Here is a 22,942-nt window from a genome sequence, read left to right as displayed (position 1 = left end):
ACAAATTCGCATAAATATAATATAATATATAAAAAAATAAAAAAACATAAATATTAAAACAGGAGAACATCGTAGGTTATGGATAATGCGTCAAACGAAATTGCAATAATAGACGAAACGTCGGTAAGAAAAAGCGTTAATTTGAAATTAGACGAAAACAGGACGCAGGAACTTTTGCAGAAAAAATTATCCGAAGCGGCTAAAAAAGCCAATATAAAGGGTTTTAGACCCGGCAAAGCGCCTATGTCTATAATCAAGAAATATTACGAAGCGGAACTTTTAGAAGAAGCGGCGGCGGAAATTTTAAATCAGGATTTTAGAAAAATTATTTCGGAAAAAGGAATATACGTTATAGGAACGCCAGCGCTGGAAAAAAAGAGCGAAGCCGAATATACCATATCGTTTGACGTAATGCCTGAAGTTAAAGATTTAAAGTTAGACTTAAAAATTAAAAAAATAGACAAAAGAGAAATTACCGATAAAATAATAGAAGAAGAAATAAATTTTCTTTTAGAAAGACTTGCCGACCAGGAAAAGCTTGACGATTCGGCAATTATAGATGCGGACGGGAAATATTTCGCAAAGATAGATTATATTACTATAGACGAAAACGGCAAAGAAATAGACAGCGCAAAAGATTATACCATCAGTTTAAACTCAAGCATAATAGACAAATCTTTTGAATCTGCATTCATAGGCAAGAAAAAAGGAGATGCATTCGAATACGACGACAAAGAAAGAAAAGTTACCGTAAAAGGTTTCGTAAGGGAAATAGACAGGAAAATACTGCCCGAACTTAACGAAGAAACTATAAAAAATTTCGGAGACTTCAAAGACATCGGAGAATTTAAGAAATACGTCGAAAAGAGCCTTAACGAATACGAAGAGAAAAGATATAAAGATGCTTTGAGGGCTTCTATTTCGGAAGAGTTGATTAAACTTAACCCCGTCGAACTTCCTGAAAGCATAGTAGAAGAAGATGCAAAATCAAGACTGGAAGAGATGAAAAAACAGGGCAAATATAAAAATATAGACGGCAAGTCCGAAGAATATATGGGAATATTAAAAATAATGGCAAAACGCGATATAGCCCTATATCTTTTGCTTTCCGCCGTCGAAAAGAAAGAAAATATAACGGTAACGGATGCGGACTTAGAAGACTTCTACAAAAATACCGCATTAATATCCAATATGAAAGAAGACGAGGTTAAAGGGTTTTATTCTTCGCCTGAAGCGCAGGAAAATTTGAAAAACGCTCTTTTGGAAGATAAAACCTTCGATTTCTTATCGCAAAATAAAGTCGAATATATTTAAGGAGAATAAAAATAAAATGTCGCTTGTACCTATAGTAGTAGAACAGACCCACAGGGGCGAAAGGTCATACGATATATATTCGCGCCTTTTGAAAGACAGAATTATATTTATAGGAGAAGCTATAGACGATACATTCGCAAATCTCGTTATTGCCCAACTGTTGTTTCTCGAATCCGAAGACCCGGAAAAAGACATAAACATATATATAAATTCCCCCGGAGGCGTAATAACAGCCGGACTTGCCATTTACGATACCATGCAGTATATTAAGCCCGACGTATCTACTTTATGCATGGGACAGGCGGCAAGCATGGGTGCCGTTCTTCTTGCGGCTGGAGCTAAGGGAAAAAGATTTGCCCTGCCTCATTCCAGGATTATGATACATCAGCCGCTCGGCGGTTTTCAAGGTCAGGCTACCGATATCGATATACAGGCAAGGGAGATTTTAAGGATGCGCGAAGAATTAAATCAGATACTTGCCGGACATACCGGGCAAAATATAGATAAAATCAGGGAAGATACCGAAAGAGACTTTTTTATGAGCGGAGATCAGTCGGTAGAATACGGCATTATAGATAAAGTCGTAGAAAAAAAAGAGATTAAAGAAGTAAAATAGATTTAATATAATACGAATAATACCGGGGATAATAAAAATGGCTAAGAAAAATAACGGAAACAACAATAACGACGACGGTTACGAAAGGGAACTTTACTGTTCTTTCTGCGGAAAGTCGCAGGACGAAGTAAGGAAACTCGTTGCCGGACCTTCGGTATATATATGCGACGAATGTATAAGCCTATGCAACGATATAATATCGGATGAAGTACAGCCGGTTCCCGCAGAGGTAAAGGTAGAAAATTATCTCTATAAGCCGGCGGAAATCAAAGCTTTTTTAGATCAGTACGTTATAGGACAGGAGAGAGCTAAAAAAGTTCTTTCCGTTGCCGTTTATAACCACTATAAACGTTTAGAGCATAATCTTTCGTTTAAAAAAAACGATAAACCTAATCAGGGCAAATTTATTAAAAGCGCAAAGAACGAAGACGTTTTGCACGGCGTTAACGATAAAAGCGGTATCGGGGAAGTCGAAATGCAGAAGAGCAACATTCTCATAATCGGTCCTACCGGAAGCGGAAAGACTCTGCTTGCCCAGACCTTGGCGCGCATGCTAGATCTTCCGTTCGCCATTGCAGACGCCACTACGCTTACGGAAGCCGGTTACGTCGGGGAAGACGTAGAAAGCATTTTACTTTCGCTTTTACAGAATGCGGAATACGACGTTGAAAAAGCGCAGAAAGGCATAATATACATAGACGAAATAGATAAAATAGCAAAGAAAACGGATAATGTTTCGATAACGAGAGACGTTTCCGGAGAAGGCGTACAACAGGCTCTTTTGAAAATTATCGAGGGAACCGTCGCAAACGTTCCGCCAAAAGGCGGCAGAAAACATCCCCACCAGGAATTCATAAGATTAGATACAAGCAATATTCTTTTTATTTGCGGAGGCGCATTTAACGGACTGGAGAAAATTATAGAAAAAAGAATACATAAACAGCCTATCGGTTTTAACGCCGCGGCGGGTTCGGATAAAGCGTCAAATCCATACGAAATAATGAAGCAGACTGAAACAAAAGACCTCTTGAAATACGGTTTAATTCCTGAATTCATTGGAAGACTGCCGGTGGTTGCGACGCTTGAGGAATTAGACGAAAAAGCCTTAGTCGAAATTTTAACCAAGCCTAAAAATGCATTAATAAAACAGTATCAAAAACTGTTTGAGCTTGAAAACGTAAACTTGAGATTTACCGACTCCGCAATTAAGGAAATTACAAAAAAAGCTATAAAGCACGGTTCCGGCGCTAGAGGACTGAGGACTATACTGGAATCGATAATGCTGGACGTTATGTATGAAATACCGACCGATCCTACTATTAAAGAATGCGTTATAAACGACGATGTAATAATTAACGGCGGACAGCCTATTCTTCTTTACGAGACGGAATATGCCGCCGGTAACGGCAGTTCAAGGGGAGAATAGATTTAAATACAAAAAAATATTATTAAATTATTCATTTTTTTGTTGACATATAGTTAAAAAACGTATATATATTATATATGCTTTAATGAAGCGCCTCAAAACATATATTTTAAAAGGCGCTTAACTAAATTAAAAAATCTAAACCCTTAAAACAAAAGGAGGAAGTTGGTATGACAAAAGCAGAATTAGTAGATGCAATCGCAAAATCGTCAAAGCTTACTAAAGCCGACAGCGAAAAAGCCCTTACGGCGGCAATCAATGCGGTAATCACCGCTTTAAAAAAAGGCGATGCGGTAAGACTCGTTGGTTTTGGAACTTTTGAAGTAACGAAAAGGGCGGCAAGAAAAGGAAGGAATCCTCAGACCGGAAAAGAAATTCAGATTAAAGCATCTAAGTCTCCTAAATTTAAAGCGGGTAAATCTTTCAAGGAAGCTGTCAATACCGGAAAATAATTTATCCCATTAAATTTAAATACCTCCATTTTATTATTAAACGCGCCTTGTTTCTCTTATATAGAATTTTTAAAAATGGGGGTAGTTTTTTGGGCGGATAGCTCAGCCGGTTAGAGCATCGGCTTTACAAGCCGGGGGTCACAGGTTCGAACCCTGTTCCGCCTACCATTGTTCGGCATAAAGCACACGTAATTTTCTTGACTTTTTCCATTTATTCGTTTATCATTAAACATCATGGAAACTTTTATTTTTGATACTTTATCATATGCCGAAAAATTGACTAATGCCGGTATGCCTGAAAAACAAGCAAGAGTTATTGCTGAGGCTCAGGCTGATATTATGTCGAAAAGCTTATTAGATTCCGTGGCTACAAAAGCAGATTTAAAAGAGATGGAAACAAGAATAGATGTTAAGATGAATCAACTGGAAATCAGGCTTATTAAGTGGTTTGCCGGATTATTCATTATACAGATTGGCGTTACGGTAGGCATTGTTTTGACCGTAATAAAATTTTTGCATTAGAATTTGCGTTTGAATTTAAGATTTTATTATTATATAGTTTTATCTCATATATTTATATTACATTATACGGGGCTGTAGTTCAGACGGTTAGAACGCCGGCCTGTCACGCCGGAGGTCGCGGGTTCGATCCCCGTCGGCCCCGCCACTTTTTAAAAGCCTTTTAAAAATACCTCAAAAAATTTCCACTTTTATTTAATTTTTGATATAATTATAAAATTTACAATAATTATTTATCGTTATTTTATATTTGCGAGAGTGGCGAAACTGGTATACGCACTGGACTTAGAATCCAGCGGAGCAATCCTTGGGGGTTCGAGTCCCCCCTTTCGCACCATATAATTATATATAAATAATTTATCCAATATATGTCATTTATTTTTATTATACTTTTTAGGAGGTTAGCCGTATGTCTGGTCATAGCAAGTGGAGCACCATTAAAAGAAAAAAAGGGGCGTTAGACGCAAAGAGAGGCAGGATTTTCACGAATATAATAAGGGAAATAATCACCAGCACGAGAATAGGCGGAAAAGATATTTCTTCTAATCCGCGCCTAAGGCTTGCCGTAGACGAAGCGAAAGCAAACAATATGCCTAAAGAAAACATCGAAAGGGCAATTAAAAAAGGCGCAGGCGAGCTTGAGGGAGAAGCCTACGAAGAGATAATATACGAAGGATACGGACCTGCCGGCGTAGCTCTTCTTATAGAAACGCTGACCGACAACAGAAACAGGACGGTATCGGAAGTCCGGCACGCTCTTTCGAGACACGGCGGAAGTTTGGGCGAATCCGGATGCGTCATGTGGATGTTTAATAAAAAAGGCGTAATAGGCTTCGACGCGGCTTCCAATACTGAAGACTCTATTATGGAAATAGCTTTGGAAGCAGGAGCGGAAGACGTAAAAACGGAAGAAGACGAAATTTTAGTTTATTGCGACGTTAAAGATTTTGAAAACCTCAAATCTGCATTTGAAGCAAAAGAAGTAAAAGAAAAATTTTCGGAAATTTCATATATTCCGCAGACGAATATAGAACTTAAAGGCAAGGAAGCTGACCAGATGCTTAAACTTATGGATGCGCTCGAAGAAATAGAAGGCATTCAGAACGTTTACGCAAATTTCGACATACAGGAACAGTTATCTTAAAAATTATTTTTTTATGTTTTATTTAATGCTTTATGGGCTATCGAATTTTAGGAGTTGACCCGGGGTCAAGATTTACTGGATGGGCTGTCTTAGATCTTCCGTCTTTCGGCAGACCCTTTGAATTATCGTCCTGCGGTTTAATAGACGTCAGAAATAAAACATTTCCCTATAATTTATCGAAATTGTACTCTGAACTTAAAGAAATAGCCGTCGAATATTCTCCCGATATAATGTCCTTAGAATCCGTATTTTCAGGCATAAATCCGTCTTCGTTAATAAAGCTTTCTCAGGCTCGCGGCATCATATGCATGCTCTCTTCGGATTTGGATATAAAGCTCAGGGAATATCCGCCGAGGTTTGTTAAAAAAAGTATCGCCGGCAGCGGAAGCGCAGATAAAAACCGAATGAAAGAAGCTCTTAAAGTCATATGCTCTTCTTCCGGCGCTTACGGGGTATCGGAATTTTTAAGCGGCAAAATTAACGATAATATATCGGACGCGCTGGCAATAGCAATATGCTGCGCGACGGATATGAATAATTTTATAAACGCTTAATATCTTAACTTAATATTATAACGGTGCTAAATACGATACTATGATAGCTTATCTTCACGGAAACGTCATATACAGGGACCCTGAAAGGTCGCTGATTATACTGGAAGTAAACGGCGTAGGCTACGAAGTTTACGTTCCGATGCTTAATTTTAACGGAGCATCTTTTTACGGAGCAAACGAAAGCGGCGGAAAACGGCTCAGCCTGTTTATTTACACTTATGTCAGGGAAGACAGGATAACCCTTTACGGTTTTAACGGAACATTAGAAAGAGACGTATTTTCGCTTCTCTTGGACGTTAAAGACGTCGGACCAAAACTTGCCGTTACTATACTCTCAAATATAAATGCATCCAGCCTTATAAATATTCTTACTACGCAGGATATATCGGCTCTTTGTTCCATAAAAGGCATAGGGCAGTCTAAAGCCGAAAGAATTATAATGGAACTCAAAAATAAAATCCTTAAAAAGACGTCTCTCTATAACGATATAAATGCAAACGAACTGCATGTGAACGCACCGGAAAACTCAAATTATGCTCCGACCGCTGATATTAACGCAAATGAAAGCAAAAGCAAAAACGGAAGCAAAACCGAAAAAAGCGAAGATGAAAATAAAAATGCCGGCGATAAAACGTCAAAAGGAAAAACGGCTGAAACAAAAGAAAAACAGCCGTCCGATATAATAATGGAGTCTGCCCTTGCGCTTGAAGCGCTCGGTTATTCAAGACTCGATTCATTCAATATCGCCGGTAAAGTCTTCGGCATTAATAAAACCGAAGGCGTAATTTTTGCAGAAACCGAAGATTTAATGCGGGAGTGTTTGAAATATATTTATTCTCAAAAAAAATTATAAAAATATCGACGTAAACCATGACTTCTTTTAAAAAAGAGTTTAAAAAAGAAACCGATACTTTATTAGACGGCAAGCCGGAAACCGCCTCTTCTTACGTATCGCCTGAAAAAAAAGAATCGGTCGATTTCGACAATCCCGTAAGACCCCTGTCTTTCGACGAATATATAGGACAGAAAAAACTTAAAGAAAACCTTCTGATTTTCATTAACGCATCAAAAAAAAGAGCGGAAAAAATCGGACATTACGACCTCGACCATCTGCTGTTTTTCGGTCCCCCCGGTCTCGGCAAAACGACCCTTGCCGGCATTATAGCAAAAGAACTCGGCGTCAATATTAAAATCACCTCAGGGCCGTCCATAGAAAAAGCCGGCGACGTAGCGGCTCTTTTGTCCGCCGTTTCTAACGGCGACATAATTTTTATCGACGAAATACACCGCCTTCCTAAACCGGCCGCCGAAATGCTTTATCCGGCGATGGAAGATTTTAAGCTCGACATTATTATAGGCGAGGGAGCGACCGCCAAGTCTATAAGAATAAATCTGCCGAGGTTTACGTTAGTCGGGGCTACTACGCGGGCAGGCCTCATACCGTCTCCCTTGAGAGACAGGTTCGGCTTTTCGGCGCGCTTGGAATATTACGATATCGACGAACTTTCCGTCATAGTAACCAGAAGCGCAAAACTATACGGAATCGGAATAGAAAGCGAAGCCGCAATGGAAATAGCCCGCCGTTCGAGAGGAACTCCGCGTATAGCCAACAGGCTTTTAAGGCGCCTGAGGGACTATATGACGCACCTTAAAAAAGACCGCATAACTCTCGAAGTCGCAAAATTCGGCATAGAAAGCCTCGGAATAGACGAACTCGGTTTGGACGCAAACGATATACTTTTCTTAAAAACCGTAATCGAAAAATTCGGCGGCGGTCCCGTCGGCATAGAAACCATTGCTCAGGCTATGAACGACGAAAAGGACACTCTCGAAGATGCCGTCGAGCCGTATTTAGTCTCATGCGGTTTTATCCAGCGCTCCAAAAAAGGCAGAATAGCCACCGAACTTGCGTACAAACACTTCGGTCTTTCAAGAGACGCGGAAGATTCGCTGTTTTGAGAAAAGTTTTTACGTTTAATTTATTTGTATGCGTCAAAATGTGAACTTTTGTTCTCGCAATATATTTCCATATAACGAAATATATGCGAAAAATAATTCTCACATATAAAATAAAAAGGAAATGAAAAAGGTGTCAGATTTTATTTTCCGCATACGCAATGTTGTTTATCGCTAATAAAGTTCTTGCGGAAAATAAAATCTGACACCTTTTTCTTCCGTATGGCATAATTATTGCATTAATAAAAATTAAGGAAGTAATTTAAGTAATATATAATTTAATAATTTATAATTAATAAAAGGATTAGATAACGTTATGGAAAATTACGCGATATTAAAAGAAGAAAAGAGCGAAATACAGAGCACCGTATCTAATATCCTTTATTTTAAAGGAATAGGTCTGCATACAGGCAAAGAGTCGCAGATAATAATAAAACCTGCGAAAGCCGATTCCGGCATTACTTTCGTCAGGAAAGACTTAAATCCGAACGTAATAATAAAAGCAAAAGCAGACAATGTTTGTTCTACTATGCTGAGAACGAGCATAGGGCTTAAAAAAGAAGGCAGCGGCAAAGAAGCCGCAGGATGTATTTCGACTGTGGAACACCTTATGTCGGCTCTGTGGGGAGCAGGAATAGACAACGCTTTAATAGAAGTTTACGGATGCGAAATTCCTGCTATGGACGGAAGCGCAAGGGTATTTTACGAATCTTTTTACGAAAGCGGCATAAAAGAGCTTAACGCAAAAAGAAAATATATAGAAATACTTAAACCGATAAGCATAGAAAGCGAAGATAAAACCTGTGCGTCTATTGCGCTGTATCCGTCGGACGATTTCGAAATATCCTACGATATGGATTTTAACCATCCGCTTGTGCAGTCCGGCTCGTTCGATATGAAAATAGACGGATTTAATTTTTACGGCGAAATTTCAAAAGCAAGGACTTTCGGTTTTTTAAAAGACGTAGAATATTTAAAAAAGAGCGGTTTAGCGTTAGGAGGCAGTCTCGACAATGCGCTCGTTTTGGACGAAACGTCGGTTCTAAATAAAGACGGCTTAAGATATAAAGACGAGTTCATAAGGCATAAAGTCTTGGACCTTATCGGCGATTTATACCTTGCCGGCTATCGAATCAAAGGCAGGGTGCTTGCAAAAAAAACCGGACACGATATGAATTCAAAAATAGTGAAAAAAATAGGAGAGTGTTTAATAACCCCGAATGCCCAGCTTGGAAAAAAAGAAGAGGCTAATTTTATTGCCGTAGGAAAAACCGTCGCAACCCTTTTTGCATAAGGATTATATACGTATTAGAATATTTGAATAGTTTAATTTATAATAAATTTTTTTTAAAAAATTTATAATTTTTCTTGACAAGTTTATAGGATATATGATAACTTAAAATTTACGTTTAAAAAACGGAGTTTTTAAATCAACGGCTTTTTAGCGTCAAACGAGATAGATTCTATAGGGGGACTATAGAAATTAAAGTAATTAAGGTTTATTTAGACTTTAAAAATTAAAAAAAACCAAAATTAAGGGAGGTAAAGATGAAAAAAAGATTTTCATTGCCGGCATTGGCAGTAGCAGTCGCAATAGCCGGTTTTTTAAGTTTGACAATGGCTCCTAAGTCTTTTGCCGCGGCGCAGGCTGCAAAAAAAGGAGTCAGTTTTTCGCTGAGCGGGCAGTTTATCGGCAGGGCGTTCTGGGCGCAGAATCAGGCAGAAGACTTTAACAATTCTGCAGGCTATCCGACAAGAAACACCTTTCAAAATTTTACTCAGAGGTTAAGATTAAATGCTAACATTAGTTACGGCAACGCGGGCGGAGGTATGCCTCTCGTGAGCGTTCCGGTGCAGTTTGATATGACAAACGATTATAATCCTACGGGATTAGCGCCGAACGGTTACGGCACGAACGGCTGGGATACTTTAGGATATACTCCCGCGCCGCTCGGCTTTAACCATGATTTTGCCACCTTCGGTTTAAGGCAGGCATACTTAAGGTTAGTAACGCCTATAGGTATGTGGATGTTCGGGCGCATGCCCGTTAAGTTCGGTATGGGCGTTGCCGTAAATACTAATGCCGATGGTCTTGGCGATTTCCTGCCGGTAAAGCAGGCCGACCTCGGAGTGTTTCTCGGAGTACTTTTCGGAAATGAAACTACGGCATATGCTGATTATACACTTAATTCAAATGGAACTACTACGCCTTCTCCTGCTTCCGCAGTAGTATATCCCGTTCCAAACCCTTACTATACGCACATCCAGATGGGCACTATACCTACCTTGGAGCTTATGACATTAAAGCCGATTAATCATACGTCTTACAGCTTATGGCTGACCGAAGCTCATTTGAATCAGTTTGGGGCATATCCGGGTGCGGTTATTAACCCAGCAACTGGACTGGCAGAGGCAAATATTCCGCAAGCAAGTATATATAATCCTACTGCAAATATTACCTTCGGCGGTATTTCGGTAAAGTATTCGAACGCGGGAACTAATTTATCCGGCGAATTCGATTATTTCAGGGGGCGTATAATTGCATCAAATGAGGCAATTAGCAATTATCCTAATCCAAATCCAAATTACGTTTCAGGAGAGCCAACAACTTATCCCCAGGACTTTGGTTATTTTTTACCTGTTGCGCCATCAGGCTCTAACCAGTATGATTCGGTTAATTCTTACGACTTGTATTTAACGGGTTCGCAACTGCTTAATACTTCGATTCCGGTAACGGTCGGCGCTAAATTTGGCATCGGCGCTCCTATTTCTGCGGGACATTACAACTTTACATACTATTCGCAGATTCAGAATACGAGAACCTTATTCGGCGATGTAATCGGTTCAAACTGGCAGACAATTATATTTAACTCTCCCGGCGTCAAGTATATTTACGGCGGAACCCCTTGGGCGTTAGGCACCAACCTTTCAAACAAATGGGCTCTTATGGTAGATGCGACGGAGCATTTTTCGGGAATGAACGACTTGCAGGAATCTATAATTTATGCTCAGTGGCTTAAAACTAGCTTAACCGTTCCCGGCGACTCTTACTCGACCAGCATGTTCGGCGGACATCACATCGGAACGGAATTCGATATCAACTTTACCCACCACTTTACCAAGACACTTGCATGGCAGGCATGGGGCGGATATGTGTGGACCGGAAGCGGCGTAGATTCTTACAACAACGCTACTTCAACTGGCGGAGTACCATCCACAGCCACTCATAAAGATATCACGGCTCTTGGAACTGCCGTTATCTGGAACTTCTAATAAAAAAGGTGTCAGATTTATTTATTTAAAAAAAGGTGTCAGATTTATTTATTTCCATACTCCCGACTGCGTTTGACGTGGTCGGGAGTTTTTATTTCCTATTCTCCTTCTTCCCTGACGTTACATAATTTCTAATTATGTAAACTGCATTAATTTTGATCTTTGCAGTTTTTTATTTTAAGTTTTTATTTTATAATTTATATGTTATAATTTTAAAAAGTAATTTTTTATAGCATAATTTATAATATTAGAGGTTAATAATGGATACGTTAGCTTATGCAAAAAAATTAATTGAAGTAGGAGTGCCGCAAAAGCAGGCAGAAGTACAAGCAGAAGCATTATCTGATGCATTTAAAGGCGAAGTTGCAACAAAAGGAGACATAAAAGAATTAGAAAATAAGATTAAAGACTTAGAAATAAGAATGATTAAGTGGTTTTCTAGTATAATAATAGGTCTTGTGATAAGTATATTTATCGCTTTATTAAGATATATTAAATAAATTCAACTAAGAAAAAAGGTGTCAGATTTATTCACTCCAGCGGGCATAAAAGCTTCGCTTTTATAAACGCCCGCCTCCGTATTCTTACTCCCGACTGCGTTTGACGTGGTCGGGAGTTTTTATTTTCCATTCCCCTTCTTTCCTGACGTTACATAATTCTTTATTATGTAAACTGTCGTTATGTAAACTTGATTATTTTTCGTAAATAATGTATAAATAAATTAGATTAATCATTAAATTAATAATTTATGTTTTTGAATGACTATGAATTTACAGCACATGCTATCGATGTTATCAGAGAGCGTAAAATTTCGGAAAGTTGGATTTCTGACGCTTTAAATAACCCCGATTGGAATACCGTTGAAGAAGATGGAAACTTGCACTATTTTAAAAATATTGCAGAAAATAACGGAAGAGTATTGCATGTAGTAGTTAATCATAATGCATACCCAAAAAGAATAGTGACTGTTTATTTTGACAGAAAATATAAGACGATTAAGCGAGTTAAAAGCGAGGAATAAATATGAAATTAATTGTTGATAAAGAAAGCGACGCTCTTTATTTTAGATTAGATGAATCGTCTATAATAGAATCGGAAGAGGTTGAGCCTGGTATTATATTGGATTTTAATTCCGACGGTAAAGTAGTCGGAATAGAGATGCTTAGTTTAAGCGCAAGGATAAAGCCTGAACAGTTAAAAGTATTGCAGTATGAAACTGCATAAGATAATGCATAAGATAATAAAATAAAGGTGTCAGATTTATTCACTCCAGCGGGCATAAAAGCTTCGCTTTTATAAACGCCCGCCTCCGTATTCTTACTCCCGACTGCGTTTGACGCAGCCGGGAGTTTTTGTTTGTTTTAATTTTTTCAAATACCCGCTTATTTTCCGTCAGCTAATAGCCGGTTTTTTAAAAGCACCCGCTATTATAGACCAAAGAATCGTAACGACAAGATTCAAAATAAGCGCTACGAGTGCAACATACAGTAATCCGTAAGGCGTTTTCATAAAGGTCGTAACTATCGGATGACCGGCGTTAGCCCGCAGTACGAAATATATGCCCGATACCGTTCCTACAAGCCAGCCTGCTATCAAAGCGTTTTTATCTAACCATTTAGTGTATAAACCTATAAATATCGGGGGAAGGGTCTGCACTATAAGTATTCCTCCGAGAAGCTGAAGCTGTATCGAATATGTTTCGGGAACCAAAAAAACAAAACCTAAGGCAAGAAATTTAAAAATTACCGACGACCATTTAGCTATTTTAGTTTCCGTTTCGCCGCTTAGGTCGGGTTTAAATTCTTTTATAATATTTCTTGTCAAAAGATTAGCCTGGGATATAGCCATAATTGCCGCCGGAACCAATCCCCCGATAAATATCCCCAAAAAAGCAAAACCCGTAAACCACGAAGGCATCGTAGATTGAATTAAAGCCGGAACGACGAGCGTTCCGTTTCCTCCTACCGTTTTAAGCGCAGCCGGCACGGCATATACAAGTATGCCGAATAAAGCAAGGAAAGCCAGCCCTATGCCGTATATAGGCAAAAGCGCCGTACTCAGCCTGACGCTTTTGGCGCTTTTGGCGCTCAGCACGCCGTTAATAGCGTGAGGATAAAGATAAAGGGCAAGGGCGCTCAATATAAAAAGGCTTATATATGCGTTTACCAGCACCGGCGGCAGAGTCGCGTAATCCACGGGAGGCTTTTTCCCCGCCCCTATATGTCCGGCGGCCGCAAAGGCGTGAGAAAAACCGCCGTATGCAAGAGGAACGAAAATAATAATAACTATGACCGTTATTAAAATTATTACGTCTTTCATAACGGCGGTCAGAACCGCACCCCTGATTCCGCTCCAGTAGGTAAATACCGCAAGAATTACAAAAGATACGACCAGCGCCGTTTCGCTTATAGTCTTAACGTCGCCGAAAGGCAGAAGCATCACCTGAAGAACTGCTTTCATCCCGACTATCTGAAGCGCTATATAAGGCAGTTCGGCGACTATCCCCGTAAGGGCAATCAGTATGGCAAGCGTCTTGCTGTTGAACTTGTCTTTTACGAAATCTACGGCGGTAACGTAGCCTTTGTCTTTAGAAACTTTCCACAAACTCGGCATTACCACCATGGCTATACCGAATGTAGCCATAACATACGGAACCGCAAAGAAAAAAATGCTTCCTTTGGCAAATACGCCCGACGGCACGGCTATAAAAGTATAAGCAGTGTATATGTCTGCCCCGACTAAAAACCACATCAGGAACGTGCCTATCTTATTGCCGGACAGCGCCCATTCATGCAGAATATTCATGTCCCCCTTTCTCCAGTTTGCGGCTTTAAAACCTATAATAACAAAAACCAGAAACAAAGCGGCAAAAACTAACAATGTAATAACGGTGTTTGAGCTTATCATAGGTCGCCGCCCCCTTTTTCTTTGGAAATTAATTTCGATGCGGCAGAGTATAATATTGCCGCTAAAACGAGCCATAAGGTTTGAAACCAGTAGAAAAACGGCATTCCAAGAAACGCCGGCTCTACTCTGTTATACAAAGGAACTGCGGCAAGAACTGCTATAGGAATAATAATCAGTATTCCCGCCAATAGATAAGCATTCTTCATAAAGTCCTCCCTGTGTTTAATTAAAAATTATAATTTATAATTTTATATATATCTTAAATATATTAAATTATCAAGCAAAAAAAACAGCAAAAAAACACTAAAAAAAAACGCCTTAAATATTTAATTCTGATTCTGCGCCTTATTTTCATTATATAATATAGATTTAAAAAAACCGTTATGATAAAATTTAATAAATGAAGATTCTTGCTCATGCGGTAAAAAATTTAAGCATTAAATGGAAAATTTTAATAGGGGCTTTTGCGGTTTTTTTCTTTACGATTTTTATCAGCGACGGCGTATTTCTTTATACCATTTATAAAACGCTGTCTTATCGAAACTACGTAAACGACGAAAGGCTGGCGGACAGTTTAATTCCTGAGTTAGCTTATTCTTTGCATTATAATAAATCTTCAGGCGCCGAATATATTAAAAAAAACTTATTATACGATATAAAAAATTACAAAATCATAAAAGGAATAGGATTGTATAACGATAAAGGAAAATTAACCGAAAAATGCGGCTCATTGTACGGCAATTACGGTAAAACGATACCGCCAAATGAGAAAAATAATAAAAATAGAGGCAATCATTCTGGATTAATTAATATTATCAAGAATATGGAAGTTCAATTTACCCTTATGGGAACTAACTTTTACGGCTATAAAGGATACAGGAAGTCGTCCATGCAATATCCCGTGCTGATTAAAAAAATAGAATACGGCGGCAGGCAATTAGGATTCGCATCTATAGAGTTTAATTTAAAAAAAGAAATTAAATCTACCGATAACCGCGTCTTTTGGGTAGGAATAAGGTTTATGTCGATTGCTTTGTTTTTTGTAACCGCGGGATTGATAATTTTTTATTATATATCGTCCATAATAATCAATCCGCTGAGCGATATCAAAGAAAACATAAAAAAAATAAAAGAAGGCGATTACGATATAAATTTCGATAAGCGTTTTAACGATGAAATAGGCGACGTTATGGACGCTCTATCCTCTATGGCTTTTTCTATAAAAAAATATATTTCGGAGGTAGAGTCTATAAACAAAGAAAAGAACGAGCTTAACTGCATGGCGGTAATGGGCGAATTATCGGCAAATATTGCTCATGAAGTTAAAAACGCTATTTATGTCATATCTTCGGCAAACGAATATATATCGCAGGAAACAAAAAATAAAATAGTATTGGAGTTTACAGGTATAATAAACAAAGAGGTTAAGCGGTTAAATAAAATGTCGGTCGAGTTTTTAAGTTTTGCTAAACAGAGGAATCCGGTTTATGCCGCGGTAGATATAAATAAGCTTCTTGAAGATTCAATAAGAATACTTAAATTCGAAGCGGCAAATTCCAAAATAAAACTGATTCAAAAAAATATCGATTATAGTCTTCCGTCGGTTCAAGCCGATGCCGAAATGCTTAAACAGGTTATTTTAAATTTGATTATTAATGCAATAGATAAAAAATATAGAACCGATAAAAAATTAATAGAAATAAAGGCGTTTTCAAAGGACAACAGCGTAAATATAGAAATTGCCGATAACGGAGTGACTATAAGCGCCGAAAATATAAAGAAAATATTTAATCCGTTTTTTACTACTAAAAATTCAGGTTCGGGACTCGGTCTTCCGATATCCTTAAGAATAATTAAATTGCACGGCGGAAGCATAAAAGTTTTTAGCGAAGAAGGTAAAACCGTTTTTATTATTATTATACCGTTAGGCGGTTACGGAAGAAATACGATGACTAATTTGAACAATTAAAATATAAGAATATAAGCCTGAATATAATATTAAAAATTAAAGACTAGAGATATATGACTGAAAAGATTGGCAAAAACAGAAAATTAAAATTGCTTTTAGTGGACGACGAGAAAAATCTTTTGAGGGTAGTAAGCCTAAATCTTGCAAAACGTGGGTTTTCTGTCGATGCGGCTGTAAGCGCGGAAGAAGCGCTAAAATTTTTAAGTTACGACTGTCACGACTGCTACGACGTTATAATTTGCGACCTCCGCTTGGGCGGCATGAGCGGAATAGAATTATTGTCTAAAATTAAAGAAGATGATAAAAAAAGAAATAAAAATACCGTATTTATAGTTATAACGGCATTTGGAACGATTAAACAGGCAGTTGAAGCCATAAAACTGGGAGCGGACGATTTTATATCGAAACCGGTCGATATAAACAGTCTTGTAGAGACCATAGATTTAGCCATGCGTAGGAAGAATTATCAAAAAATAAATAATTTTGAAATTCAAAACGACCCTGGTTTAAATGAGAATAATATCTTTAAAGATTTTATTTTTAAAAGCTCCGCAATGAATGAAATTTTAAACGAGGTCAAAATTACCTCTAAATCGCCGTCTAACGTTCTTATAACGGGAGAAACCGGAACAGGGAAAGAGGTATTGGCTAAGGTTATCCACATATTTTCGGACAGAAGCGGAGAATTTATTCCGATAAATTTAAGCGCAATTCCCGAAGGGCTTATGGAAAGCGAGCTTTTTGGTTTTGAAAGAGGAGCGTTTACCGGCGCCGTTTCCGGCAAAAAAGGAAAATTTGAAACTGCGAACGGCGGAACACTATTTTTGGATGAAATTGCGGATATGCCTCTGTCGATGCAGGTAAAGCTCCTAAGAGTGATTCAGGATAAAGAATTCTCAAGAATAGGTTCAAACGACGGAATAAAACTTAACGCAAAAATAATATCCGCTACGAATATACCTCTTGAGAATGCCGTTATCGAAAAGAAGTTCAGAGAGGACCTTTTTTACAGGATTAACGTACTGCATTTTAAAATTCCGCCCTTAAGGGAGAGAAAGGAAGATATTATTCCGCTTGCAAATTTTTTTGTTAAAAAGTATTGCGCTATAAATAAAAAAAATATCGGCGGTATAAACGATTCCGCTATAAATCTTTTAAAAAATTATACATTTCCAGGAAACATAAGAGAGCTTGAAAACATAATCGAAAGAGCCGTCGTAGTTTGCACGTCTGATTCTATAATGCCGGTTCATCTGCCAAAAACATTGACCGCAGAAACTGAGCGCGACGCAAAAACAAAAACCGAAGCCGAAAGATTTCAAGATATCGATTCCGACTCTGAAAATCTTGATAACGAAATCAATATAAATCTTGACGGGCTTGAAATGGAACTGATAAAGAACGCTCTCGAAAAAAACAATCATAATCAGACTAAAACAGCCGCATCGCTCGGAATTACCAGAAAAAGGCTCATCACTAAAATAAAAAAATACAATCTATTTTCCGATAAATAATATAAATTTAGCATTTTAAATTTTAAACATATTTATTTCCGAAGAAAGCTTTTCGGAAACTTTAGACAGTTCTATCGAATTTGAATAAATTTGTTCGACGCTTATAGAATTTAACTCTCCGGCTTTCAATATCGAATCTGTAGAACCTGATATTTCCTCTGTAGCCGTCGACTGCTCTTCCGCCGCCGCCGCAATTTGCGTAATCATATCTTTCAGTTTGTCGGCAAGTTCCATTATTATTTTTATTTTTTCGCCGGCTTTTTCCGCCGAATTTACGCCGTTTTTAACTTCTATTTTTCCCGTATCCATAGAATCGGACGCTTTTTTTGAATCTTCCTGGATTGATTTTATCATTTCCGTTATCTCTTTTGTCGCTTTTGTAGTTCTTTCGGCTAATTTTTTTACTTCGTCGGCTACTACCGCAAAACCTCTTCCTTGTTCTCCTGCGCGCGCCGCTTCTATTGCAGCGTTCAAAGCCAGAAGATTAGTCTGGTCGGCAATATCGTCGATGACCGAAATAATTTCGCCAATCCTTTGGGAAGATTGTTCCAGTTCCCCCATAACTTCTCCTACTTTATCTACCGCGTTCTCTATGGAGTTTATATTCGAAATTACCTCTTTTACGGATGAATACCCGTCCTGCGTAGCCTTTTGGGTTTTATCGGCTTCCTGCGCGCCGTTAGCCGAGTTTTTTGCGACCTCAAGAATAGCCTGCGTTATTTGTTTAATAGATTCTATAATTGATGTATTATCCTGTTTCATATTATCCATGTTTTTTTTAAGCTCTTTCGACAAATCGTTAAATTTTACTCCCGAAGTCGAAATTGATTTTGATGCAGAAGATATAGAACTAACGTTTTTAAGGAGAGAATCAATTAGACAATTTATGCTGTCGATAAGCATGCCGGTTTCGCTTTTTGGATTTGTTTTCAGATTAATTTTAGAGGTAAGATCGCCGCCGGATACTTTTCTAATAAATTTTACGACAGTTTGTATTTCGTCCACTAAATATTTTTTAAAATAGAAAACTGTAAGTAAAAGAATTATAAATATTAAAAAAGGTGCCATTATAAACATATTTAACAATGTAGTCATTTTTTTTGCCATGCTATTTGAAATATTATGTCTGAAGTAGTCTAAGTATGAAATAATTTTATTGGAGCCTATTTTGAAAAAAGAAATATTACTTTGCGGTCCTATTTTATATGGATTTTTTAATAATTTAACTACATATGGCCTATAATTTTTCATAAATCTTTTAAGATTTTCGACTTTGAGCTTCATTGCGGGGGTTTTAAATACGGAAGGTCTTTTTAATAAATTTTTTTTAATTCCGTAGAGAGTTTTAAAATTTTCATGCGAAAAACCGGAATAAAATCCGTTAATAGAAAGTATATTATTTTTTCTTGCCTTGCCGATCTTTAATTTTAAAGTTTTTATAGCGGAGTCTATTTTATAAATATCTAGTTTACGTTTTCTTAGTTTATTTAAGTCGATTTCCGATTTTCTAAGTTTTGTTAAGTATATAAGGTTTGTAAGGTTTCTGTTTACACGCATTAAAGAAACCATGGTGCTTCCAAGGACAAGCTGGGTATAAGACCTATTTTTAAAACCGCTGACGAAACCGTAAACAAAAAAACTTAATAATAAAAAAGCGATAAATAATATTATTGCGGCAAAATACAGCCTGTTTTTAAAAGACGAAAGCATAATTTAACACTCCTTTTATCAAACTATTTGTTTTATCTATTTTTCCATATTTTAATTTTATAAAATTTTTAACGACGATTATAAAAAAATATCATAGAAAGGCATAAGATGTAAAGGATTTTTTTTGTCCTGTTCGGTACAATTAAAACTTTTACGGTTGTCCATTTTTGGACAACCGTAAAATATACTTTACAAAAAATGAGGGTTTTACAACGTTTTTAAATATGGCATTATTCTTGCATAATCAAAAGATAAAGTAAAAAGTTAAGATTATTCGTTCCAAAATATAAAATAAAAATAAATATGTTAAAAATATATTTAAAAAATATATTAAATATATAAATTATTAAATATATAAATAAATACAAGAGGTGAATAAAATGGGATTAGATTTAAACATTACGTTTGTCGTAGCTTTTTTCGGAGGCATACTTGCATTTTTTTCTCCTTGCGTTATTCCTCTTATACCGGGCTATATATCTTTTATCAGCGGAGTAGGTATGGAGGGGTTGATTTCCGAAAAAAAGGACTATAAAGTAATTCTTAAAGTTTTTATAGCATCAATTTCTTTTGTAATAGGTTTTTCTATGATTTTCGTTGCATTAGGAATGGGCTCGGAAACAATTTTCGGTAATCTTCTGAAATCGCATCTCGACTTAGTCAGAATTGTAGGCGGCATAGTAATAATTATTTTCGGATTATACTGTATGGGACTTTTTAAAATAGGTTTTTTAAACAGGGAAGTAAATTTTCTTCCTTGGAAGAAAAAAGGAGGGATAATATTCGGCTCTGTTTTTCTTGGGATTGCGTTTGCCGTAGGCTGGACGCCGTGCATAGGGCCTATCCTTGCATCTATTCTTCTTTATACGTCTATGGGCGCTTCTCTCGCAAAGTCAACCGAACTTTTGTCCGTATTCAGCATAGGGCTGGGAATACCGTTTATATTAACGGGCATATTTATTACTTATTTTATTGCTTTTTTTAAAAAAATTAAATCCCATCTTAATTTATTTTCCAAAATTTCCGGTATTTTTTTGATACTGATGGGGATACTAACTATTACCGGCAATTTTGAAGCTATTTCGCAATATATTATTGGCAAATTTTAAATGATTAAAAATAAAAAAACTTACTATTGATAATTAACGATTATATGATACAATAATAATAAAGTTTTATTATATTATTATTTTATAAATTAAAATATAATTATATTCAAATATTTATATATTCAAAATAGAGAAAATAATGAAAAAAAAATATCAAAACAGATGGCTGGTTTATTCGGTATTATTATTATTGTTGCCGGCAATATTTTTTTTATCGGCGTCGGCTTTTTTATCGCCCGTTAATGCTTATGCCGGCGGTCAAAACAATTCGGGAACGATAAAATGGGAAAGTCTTACCGCTGCAATAAAAAATAATAAACTGCATAAGAAAGTTTTTTTACTGCACTTTTATTTTCCTACCTGCGCATACTGCATCAGAATGGACAAACATGTATTTAGCCGCAAAAGCGTCATAAATTATGTCAATAAACATTTTCATCCCGTACTAATAGATATTTACGGCAATAAAAAGATTTTATATTTTAACGGCGTTTATTTAACGGAAAAACAATTGGCCGCTAAACTTAACATTACCGGAGTTCCGACGGAGATTTTTTATACCCCTTACTATAAGAAAATATTTCTGCTTCCGGGTTACTGGAAAAAGAGCGATTTTATGCTGGTGTCGAGATGGATCGCTTCGGGTAGATATAAAATTGAAAGTTTGAGAAAATTTTCGCAGAATTATAATAAATAATAACAGATGATGCAGTTTAATTTCATTATTTAATAATTATTAACTAAGGAGGTTCTAAAGATGGGTAACAACGTATCGAGAAGGGATTTTATGAAAAAAACGGCCGCAGCCGCCGCATTGATTCTTGCTGGTCCGGCGGCCGGCGTTTTAGATGCGGAGAATGTTTTTGCGGCGGCTAAAAAGAAAGCTTCCGTTGCTCCAATTATTAAGTCCGACGTAAAAGAGATAGATGGCAAAAAGGTTATATGGCTCGCCGAAAACTCTCCCGAGTATAAAAAAATGATGCTGCCTAAGATTCATTTGCCTCTTATAGCTCAGAACGGAGGACTGGTTCCTTTGACTATCGATTCTAAACATCCTATGAAAAAAGGAAATTATGTCAAAGCATTTCATGTTTACGATCTTAACAATCCGGTTGCTAAAATAGCAACGTTTAATTTGACTCCGGAAAACGGAAAGGCTTACATATCTACTAGAATTAAAATTCAGCAGGATTCTTACGTTCAGGTTGTTACCGAGTTTTCTGACGGGAAATTGTTCGGAAATAAAAAATCTATAAAAGTTACGGTAGGCGGTTGCTGATATTTGAATTATTTAATTTAAAAGTATAAAAATGTAAAAGTATAAACGATAAATCATAACGAATTAATAATAGGAGCGTATAAAATGAAAATAGGAACCATTATGGTAAGAGTACCTAGGAAGGTTAAAAAAGGCGAAATATTTAAAATAATGTCCATAACAAAACATCCAATGGATACCGGTCTCGTTAAAAATCCAAAAACAGGAAAGATAATACCTATGTGGATTATTAATAAAGTAGATATTTATTACGATAAAAAATTAGTAACCAGTTGCGATTACGGAATTGCGGTCTCGGCAAATCCTTTTTTGGAATTTTATTTAAAAGCCGATAAAAAAGCGCCTTTAGAATTTGTGATGTATGACACCCATCATAATATTTACAAGAAAACGGTTACGATTAACGTAGTTTAAATAAAATTTATTATAAAATATTAAAGTTTAACGATATAGGCTACTGGAGAGGTGGGCGGATGATTAATAAAAAAAAGAATATCGGGCTTCCGGCATTTTTAGTTATAGTTTTAACGGTAGTTTATTGCGGATCGCTTGTATTTACAGGAAACTCATATGGAGCAAATATTCCCAAAGGGCCGTTTTATATTTTAAAAGTTAAAAAAAGATTTAAAAACGCTCTTTTCGACCTTAAACAGGGGATAGAAGACGCTAATTTCAGCATACTTGCCGTCGCTCCCATATCGACGGGCATAAAAGGCATAGGCCGTAAAATACCGCATCTGAGGGTAATTGATTTTTGCAACCTCCATGACGGTTACGACCTTTTAAAAAATAATATGAATTATTCGGCATTTATGCCGTGCAGGATAGCCATATACAAAGACGGAAAATATACCGTTATGATATCTTATTTGCCAACTTATTTTTCTAAATTTTTTAAAAATACGCCTGAGCAAAAGAAAACGGTTATAAAAGTTACCAGGAAGATAATAAGCATAATGAATTCCGTAAAGACCGGATTTTAAAACGGTATCGGCAAAATTATATAATATAAAATTTATTTGATTTATTTGAAAAAAAATGGGGGTACATTTTAAATGGATTTAAAAAACGTTTCCAGAAGAAGTTTTATAAAAACCGCCGCCGTCCTTGCGGGAGCGGCGGCGGTAAATCCCGTTAATCTTTTAAAGTTCAAACCGGTAGGTAATTTGACCATAATATGGAATTCAGATTCCCATGCCC

General features: G+C 36.9%; 25 protein-coding genes and 3 tRNA genes. 25 read left to right on the top strand and 3 right to left on the bottom strand.

Going from position 1 to position 22,942, the window contains the following annotated elements:
• Positions 1 to 78 precede the first annotated feature (78 nt).
• From tig to EVJ48_03345, 17 genes are all read left to right on the top strand, one after another.
• Entirely contained in the window at positions 79 to 1,314 is a 1,236-nt protein-coding gene (gene tig / locus EVJ48_03425) for a trigger factor (GenBank protein RZV39747.1), read from the top strand.
• A 16-nt stretch (positions 1,315 to 1,330) separates the two neighbouring features.
• Positions 1,331 to 1,930 (top strand): ATP-dependent Clp endopeptidase proteolytic subunit ClpP, encoded by a 600-nt coding sequence (gene clpP / locus EVJ48_03420; GenBank protein ID RZV39746.1) that lies wholly within the window; start codon positions 1,331 to 1,333, stop codon positions 1,928 to 1,930.
• A gap of 37 nt (positions 1,931 to 1,967) precedes the next feature.
• Positions 1,968 to 3,356 (top strand): ATP-dependent Clp protease ATP-binding subunit ClpX, encoded by a 1,389-nt coding sequence (gene clpX, locus EVJ48_03415; GenBank protein ID RZV39745.1) that lies wholly within the window; start codon positions 1,968 to 1,970, stop codon positions 3,354 to 3,356.
• Between the two features lie 170 nt (positions 3,357 to 3,526).
• On the top strand, positions 3,527 to 3,808 hold the full coding sequence (locus EVJ48_03410; protein ID RZV39744.1) for an HU family DNA-binding protein: 282 nt from the start codon (positions 3,527 to 3,529) through the stop codon (positions 3,806 to 3,808).
• A 91-nt stretch (positions 3,809 to 3,899) separates the two neighbouring features.
• Positions 3,900 to 3,976, top strand: a tRNA-Val gene (locus tag EVJ48_03405).
• A gap of 66 nt (positions 3,977 to 4,042) precedes the next feature.
• Positions 4,043 to 4,330 carry a DUF1640 domain-containing protein gene (locus EVJ48_03400; protein ID RZV39743.1) on the top strand — a complete coding sequence of 96 codons (288 nt, stop codon included), beginning with the start codon at positions 4,043 to 4,045 and terminating at the stop codon, positions 4,328 to 4,330.
• A 68-nt stretch (positions 4,331 to 4,398) separates the two neighbouring features.
• A tRNA-Asp gene (locus tag EVJ48_03395) sits at positions 4,399 to 4,475 on the top strand.
• Positions 4,476 to 4,579: 104 nt separating this feature from the next.
• Positions 4,580 to 4,664 (top strand) — tRNA-Leu (locus EVJ48_03390).
• Positions 4,665 to 4,736: 72 nt separating this feature from the next.
• Positions 4,737 to 5,471, top strand: a complete 735-nt coding sequence (locus tag EVJ48_03385; GenBank protein ID RZV39742.1) for a YebC/PmpR family DNA-binding transcriptional regulator — start codon at positions 4,737 to 4,739, stop codon at positions 5,469 to 5,471.
• Between the two features lie 32 nt (positions 5,472 to 5,503).
• Entirely contained in the window at positions 5,504 to 6,025 is a 522-nt protein-coding gene (gene ruvC / locus EVJ48_03380) for a crossover junction endodeoxyribonuclease RuvC (GenBank protein ID RZV39741.1), read from the top strand.
• A gap of 40 nt (positions 6,026 to 6,065) precedes the next feature.
• Entirely contained in the window at positions 6,066 to 6,878 is an 813-nt protein-coding gene (ruvA, locus tag EVJ48_03375) for a Holliday junction branch migration protein RuvA (protein ID RZV39740.1), read from the top strand.
• 17 nt (positions 6,879 to 6,895) lie between these two features.
• Positions 6,896 to 7,984 (top strand): Holliday junction branch migration DNA helicase RuvB, encoded by a 1,089-nt coding sequence (gene ruvB, locus EVJ48_03370; protein ID RZV39739.1) that lies wholly within the window; start codon positions 6,896 to 6,898, stop codon positions 7,982 to 7,984.
• Positions 7,985 to 8,297: 313 nt separating this feature from the next.
• Positions 8,298 to 9,275, top strand: a complete 978-nt coding sequence (locus EVJ48_03365) for a UDP-3-O-acyl-N-acetylglucosamine deacetylase (protein RZV39738.1) — start codon at positions 8,298 to 8,300, stop codon at positions 9,273 to 9,275.
• Between the two features lie 254 nt (positions 9,276 to 9,529).
• Positions 9,530 to 11,254, top strand: a complete 1,725-nt coding sequence (locus EVJ48_03360) for a hypothetical protein (protein RZV39737.1) — start codon at positions 9,530 to 9,532, stop codon at positions 11,252 to 11,254.
• Positions 11,255 to 11,514: 260 nt separating this feature from the next.
• Positions 11,515 to 11,754, top strand: a complete 240-nt coding sequence (locus tag EVJ48_03355) for a hypothetical protein (protein ID RZV39736.1) — start codon at positions 11,515 to 11,517, stop codon at positions 11,752 to 11,754.
• Positions 11,755 to 12,002: 248 nt separating this feature from the next.
• Positions 12,003 to 12,275, top strand: coding sequence for a DUF4258 domain-containing protein (locus tag EVJ48_03350; protein RZV39735.1), 273 nt, complete (start codon positions 12,003 to 12,005; stop codon positions 12,273 to 12,275).
• Between the two features lie 2 nt (positions 12,276 to 12,277).
• Entirely contained in the window at positions 12,278 to 12,478 is a 201-nt protein-coding gene (locus EVJ48_03345) for a DUF2283 domain-containing protein (GenBank protein ID RZV39734.1), read from the top strand.
• A gap of 168 nt (positions 12,479 to 12,646) precedes the next feature.
• On the opposite strand, the gene EVJ48_03340 is transcribed toward EVJ48_03345, so the two are convergent.
• A complete protein-coding gene (locus EVJ48_03340) occupies positions 12,647 to 14,161 on the bottom strand; it encodes a sodium:solute symporter (protein ID RZV39733.1) in 1,515 nt (504 codons plus the stop codon).
• Positions 14,158 to 14,367: a DUF3311 domain-containing protein gene (locus tag EVJ48_03335; protein ID RZV39732.1), complete on the bottom strand. Its 210-nt coding sequence runs from the start codon at positions 14,365 to 14,367 to the stop codon at positions 14,158 to 14,160. Before EVJ48_03335 ends, EVJ48_03340 begins: the two co-directional genes overlap by 4 nt.
• 194 nt (positions 14,368 to 14,561) lie before the next feature.
• Here EVJ48_03335 and EVJ48_03330 point away from each other — a divergent pair, with 194 nt between their 5' ends.
• Both EVJ48_03330 and EVJ48_03325 read left to right on the top strand, forming a co-directional pair.
• Positions 14,562 to 16,130: a HAMP domain-containing protein gene (locus tag EVJ48_03330; protein RZV39731.1), complete on the top strand. Its 1,569-nt coding sequence runs from the start codon at positions 14,562 to 14,564 to the stop codon at positions 16,128 to 16,130.
• A 53-nt stretch (positions 16,131 to 16,183) separates the two neighbouring features.
• Positions 16,184 to 17,644 carry a sigma-54-dependent Fis family transcriptional regulator gene (locus EVJ48_03325; protein ID RZV39730.1) on the top strand — a complete coding sequence of 487 codons (1,461 nt, stop codon included), beginning with the start codon at positions 16,184 to 16,186 and terminating at the stop codon, positions 17,642 to 17,644.
• A gap of 15 nt (positions 17,645 to 17,659) precedes the next feature.
• Here EVJ48_03325 and EVJ48_03320 read toward each other — a convergent pair whose 3' ends face one another.
• Positions 17,660 to 19,354, bottom strand: coding sequence for a methyl-accepting chemotaxis protein (locus EVJ48_03320; GenBank protein RZV39729.1), 1,695 nt, complete (start codon positions 19,352 to 19,354; stop codon positions 17,660 to 17,662).
• 380 nt (positions 19,355 to 19,734) lie between these two features.
• On the opposite strand from EVJ48_03320, the gene EVJ48_03315 reads away from it, so the two are divergent.
• The 6 genes from EVJ48_03315 to EVJ48_03290 all read left to right on the top strand — a co-directional run.
• Positions 19,735 to 20,463 (top strand): cytochrome c biogenesis protein CcdA, encoded by a 729-nt coding sequence (locus EVJ48_03315; protein RZV39728.1) that lies wholly within the window; start codon positions 19,735 to 19,737, stop codon positions 20,461 to 20,463.
• A gap of 139 nt (positions 20,464 to 20,602) precedes the next feature.
• Entirely contained in the window at positions 20,603 to 21,160 is a 558-nt protein-coding gene (locus EVJ48_03310; protein ID RZV39727.1) for a DUF255 domain-containing protein, read from the top strand.
• A gap of 60 nt (positions 21,161 to 21,220) precedes the next feature.
• Positions 21,221 to 21,742, top strand: coding sequence for a twin-arginine translocation signal domain-containing protein (locus tag EVJ48_03305; GenBank protein RZV39726.1), 522 nt, complete (start codon positions 21,221 to 21,223; stop codon positions 21,740 to 21,742).
• A 90-nt stretch (positions 21,743 to 21,832) separates the two neighbouring features.
• Positions 21,833 to 22,156 carry a thiosulfate oxidation carrier complex protein SoxZ gene (gene soxZ, locus EVJ48_03300; GenBank protein RZV39810.1) on the top strand — a complete coding sequence of 108 codons (324 nt, stop codon included), beginning with the start codon at positions 21,833 to 21,835 and terminating at the stop codon, positions 22,154 to 22,156.
• Positions 22,157 to 22,215: 59 nt separating this feature from the next.
• On the top strand, positions 22,216 to 22,725 hold the full coding sequence (locus tag EVJ48_03295) for a DUF302 domain-containing protein (GenBank protein ID RZV39725.1): 510 nt from the start codon (positions 22,216 to 22,218) through the stop codon (positions 22,723 to 22,725).
• A 72-nt stretch (positions 22,726 to 22,797) separates the two neighbouring features.
• Positions 22,798 to 22,942, top strand: a 145-nt coding sequence (locus EVJ48_03290) for a twin-arginine translocation signal domain-containing protein (protein ID RZV39724.1), incomplete at its 3' end; no start/stop codon positions are given.

The organism is Candidatus Acidulodesulfobacterium acidiphilum (assembly GCA_008534395.1).
Lineage (GTDB): Bacteria > SZUA-79 > SZUA-79 > Acidulodesulfobacterales > Acidulodesulfobacteraceae > Acidulodesulfobacterium_A > Acidulodesulfobacterium_A acidiphilum.
The sequence above is the reverse complement of the archived record's forward strand: the minus strand, read 5'-3'. Positions and strand labels throughout refer to the sequence as shown.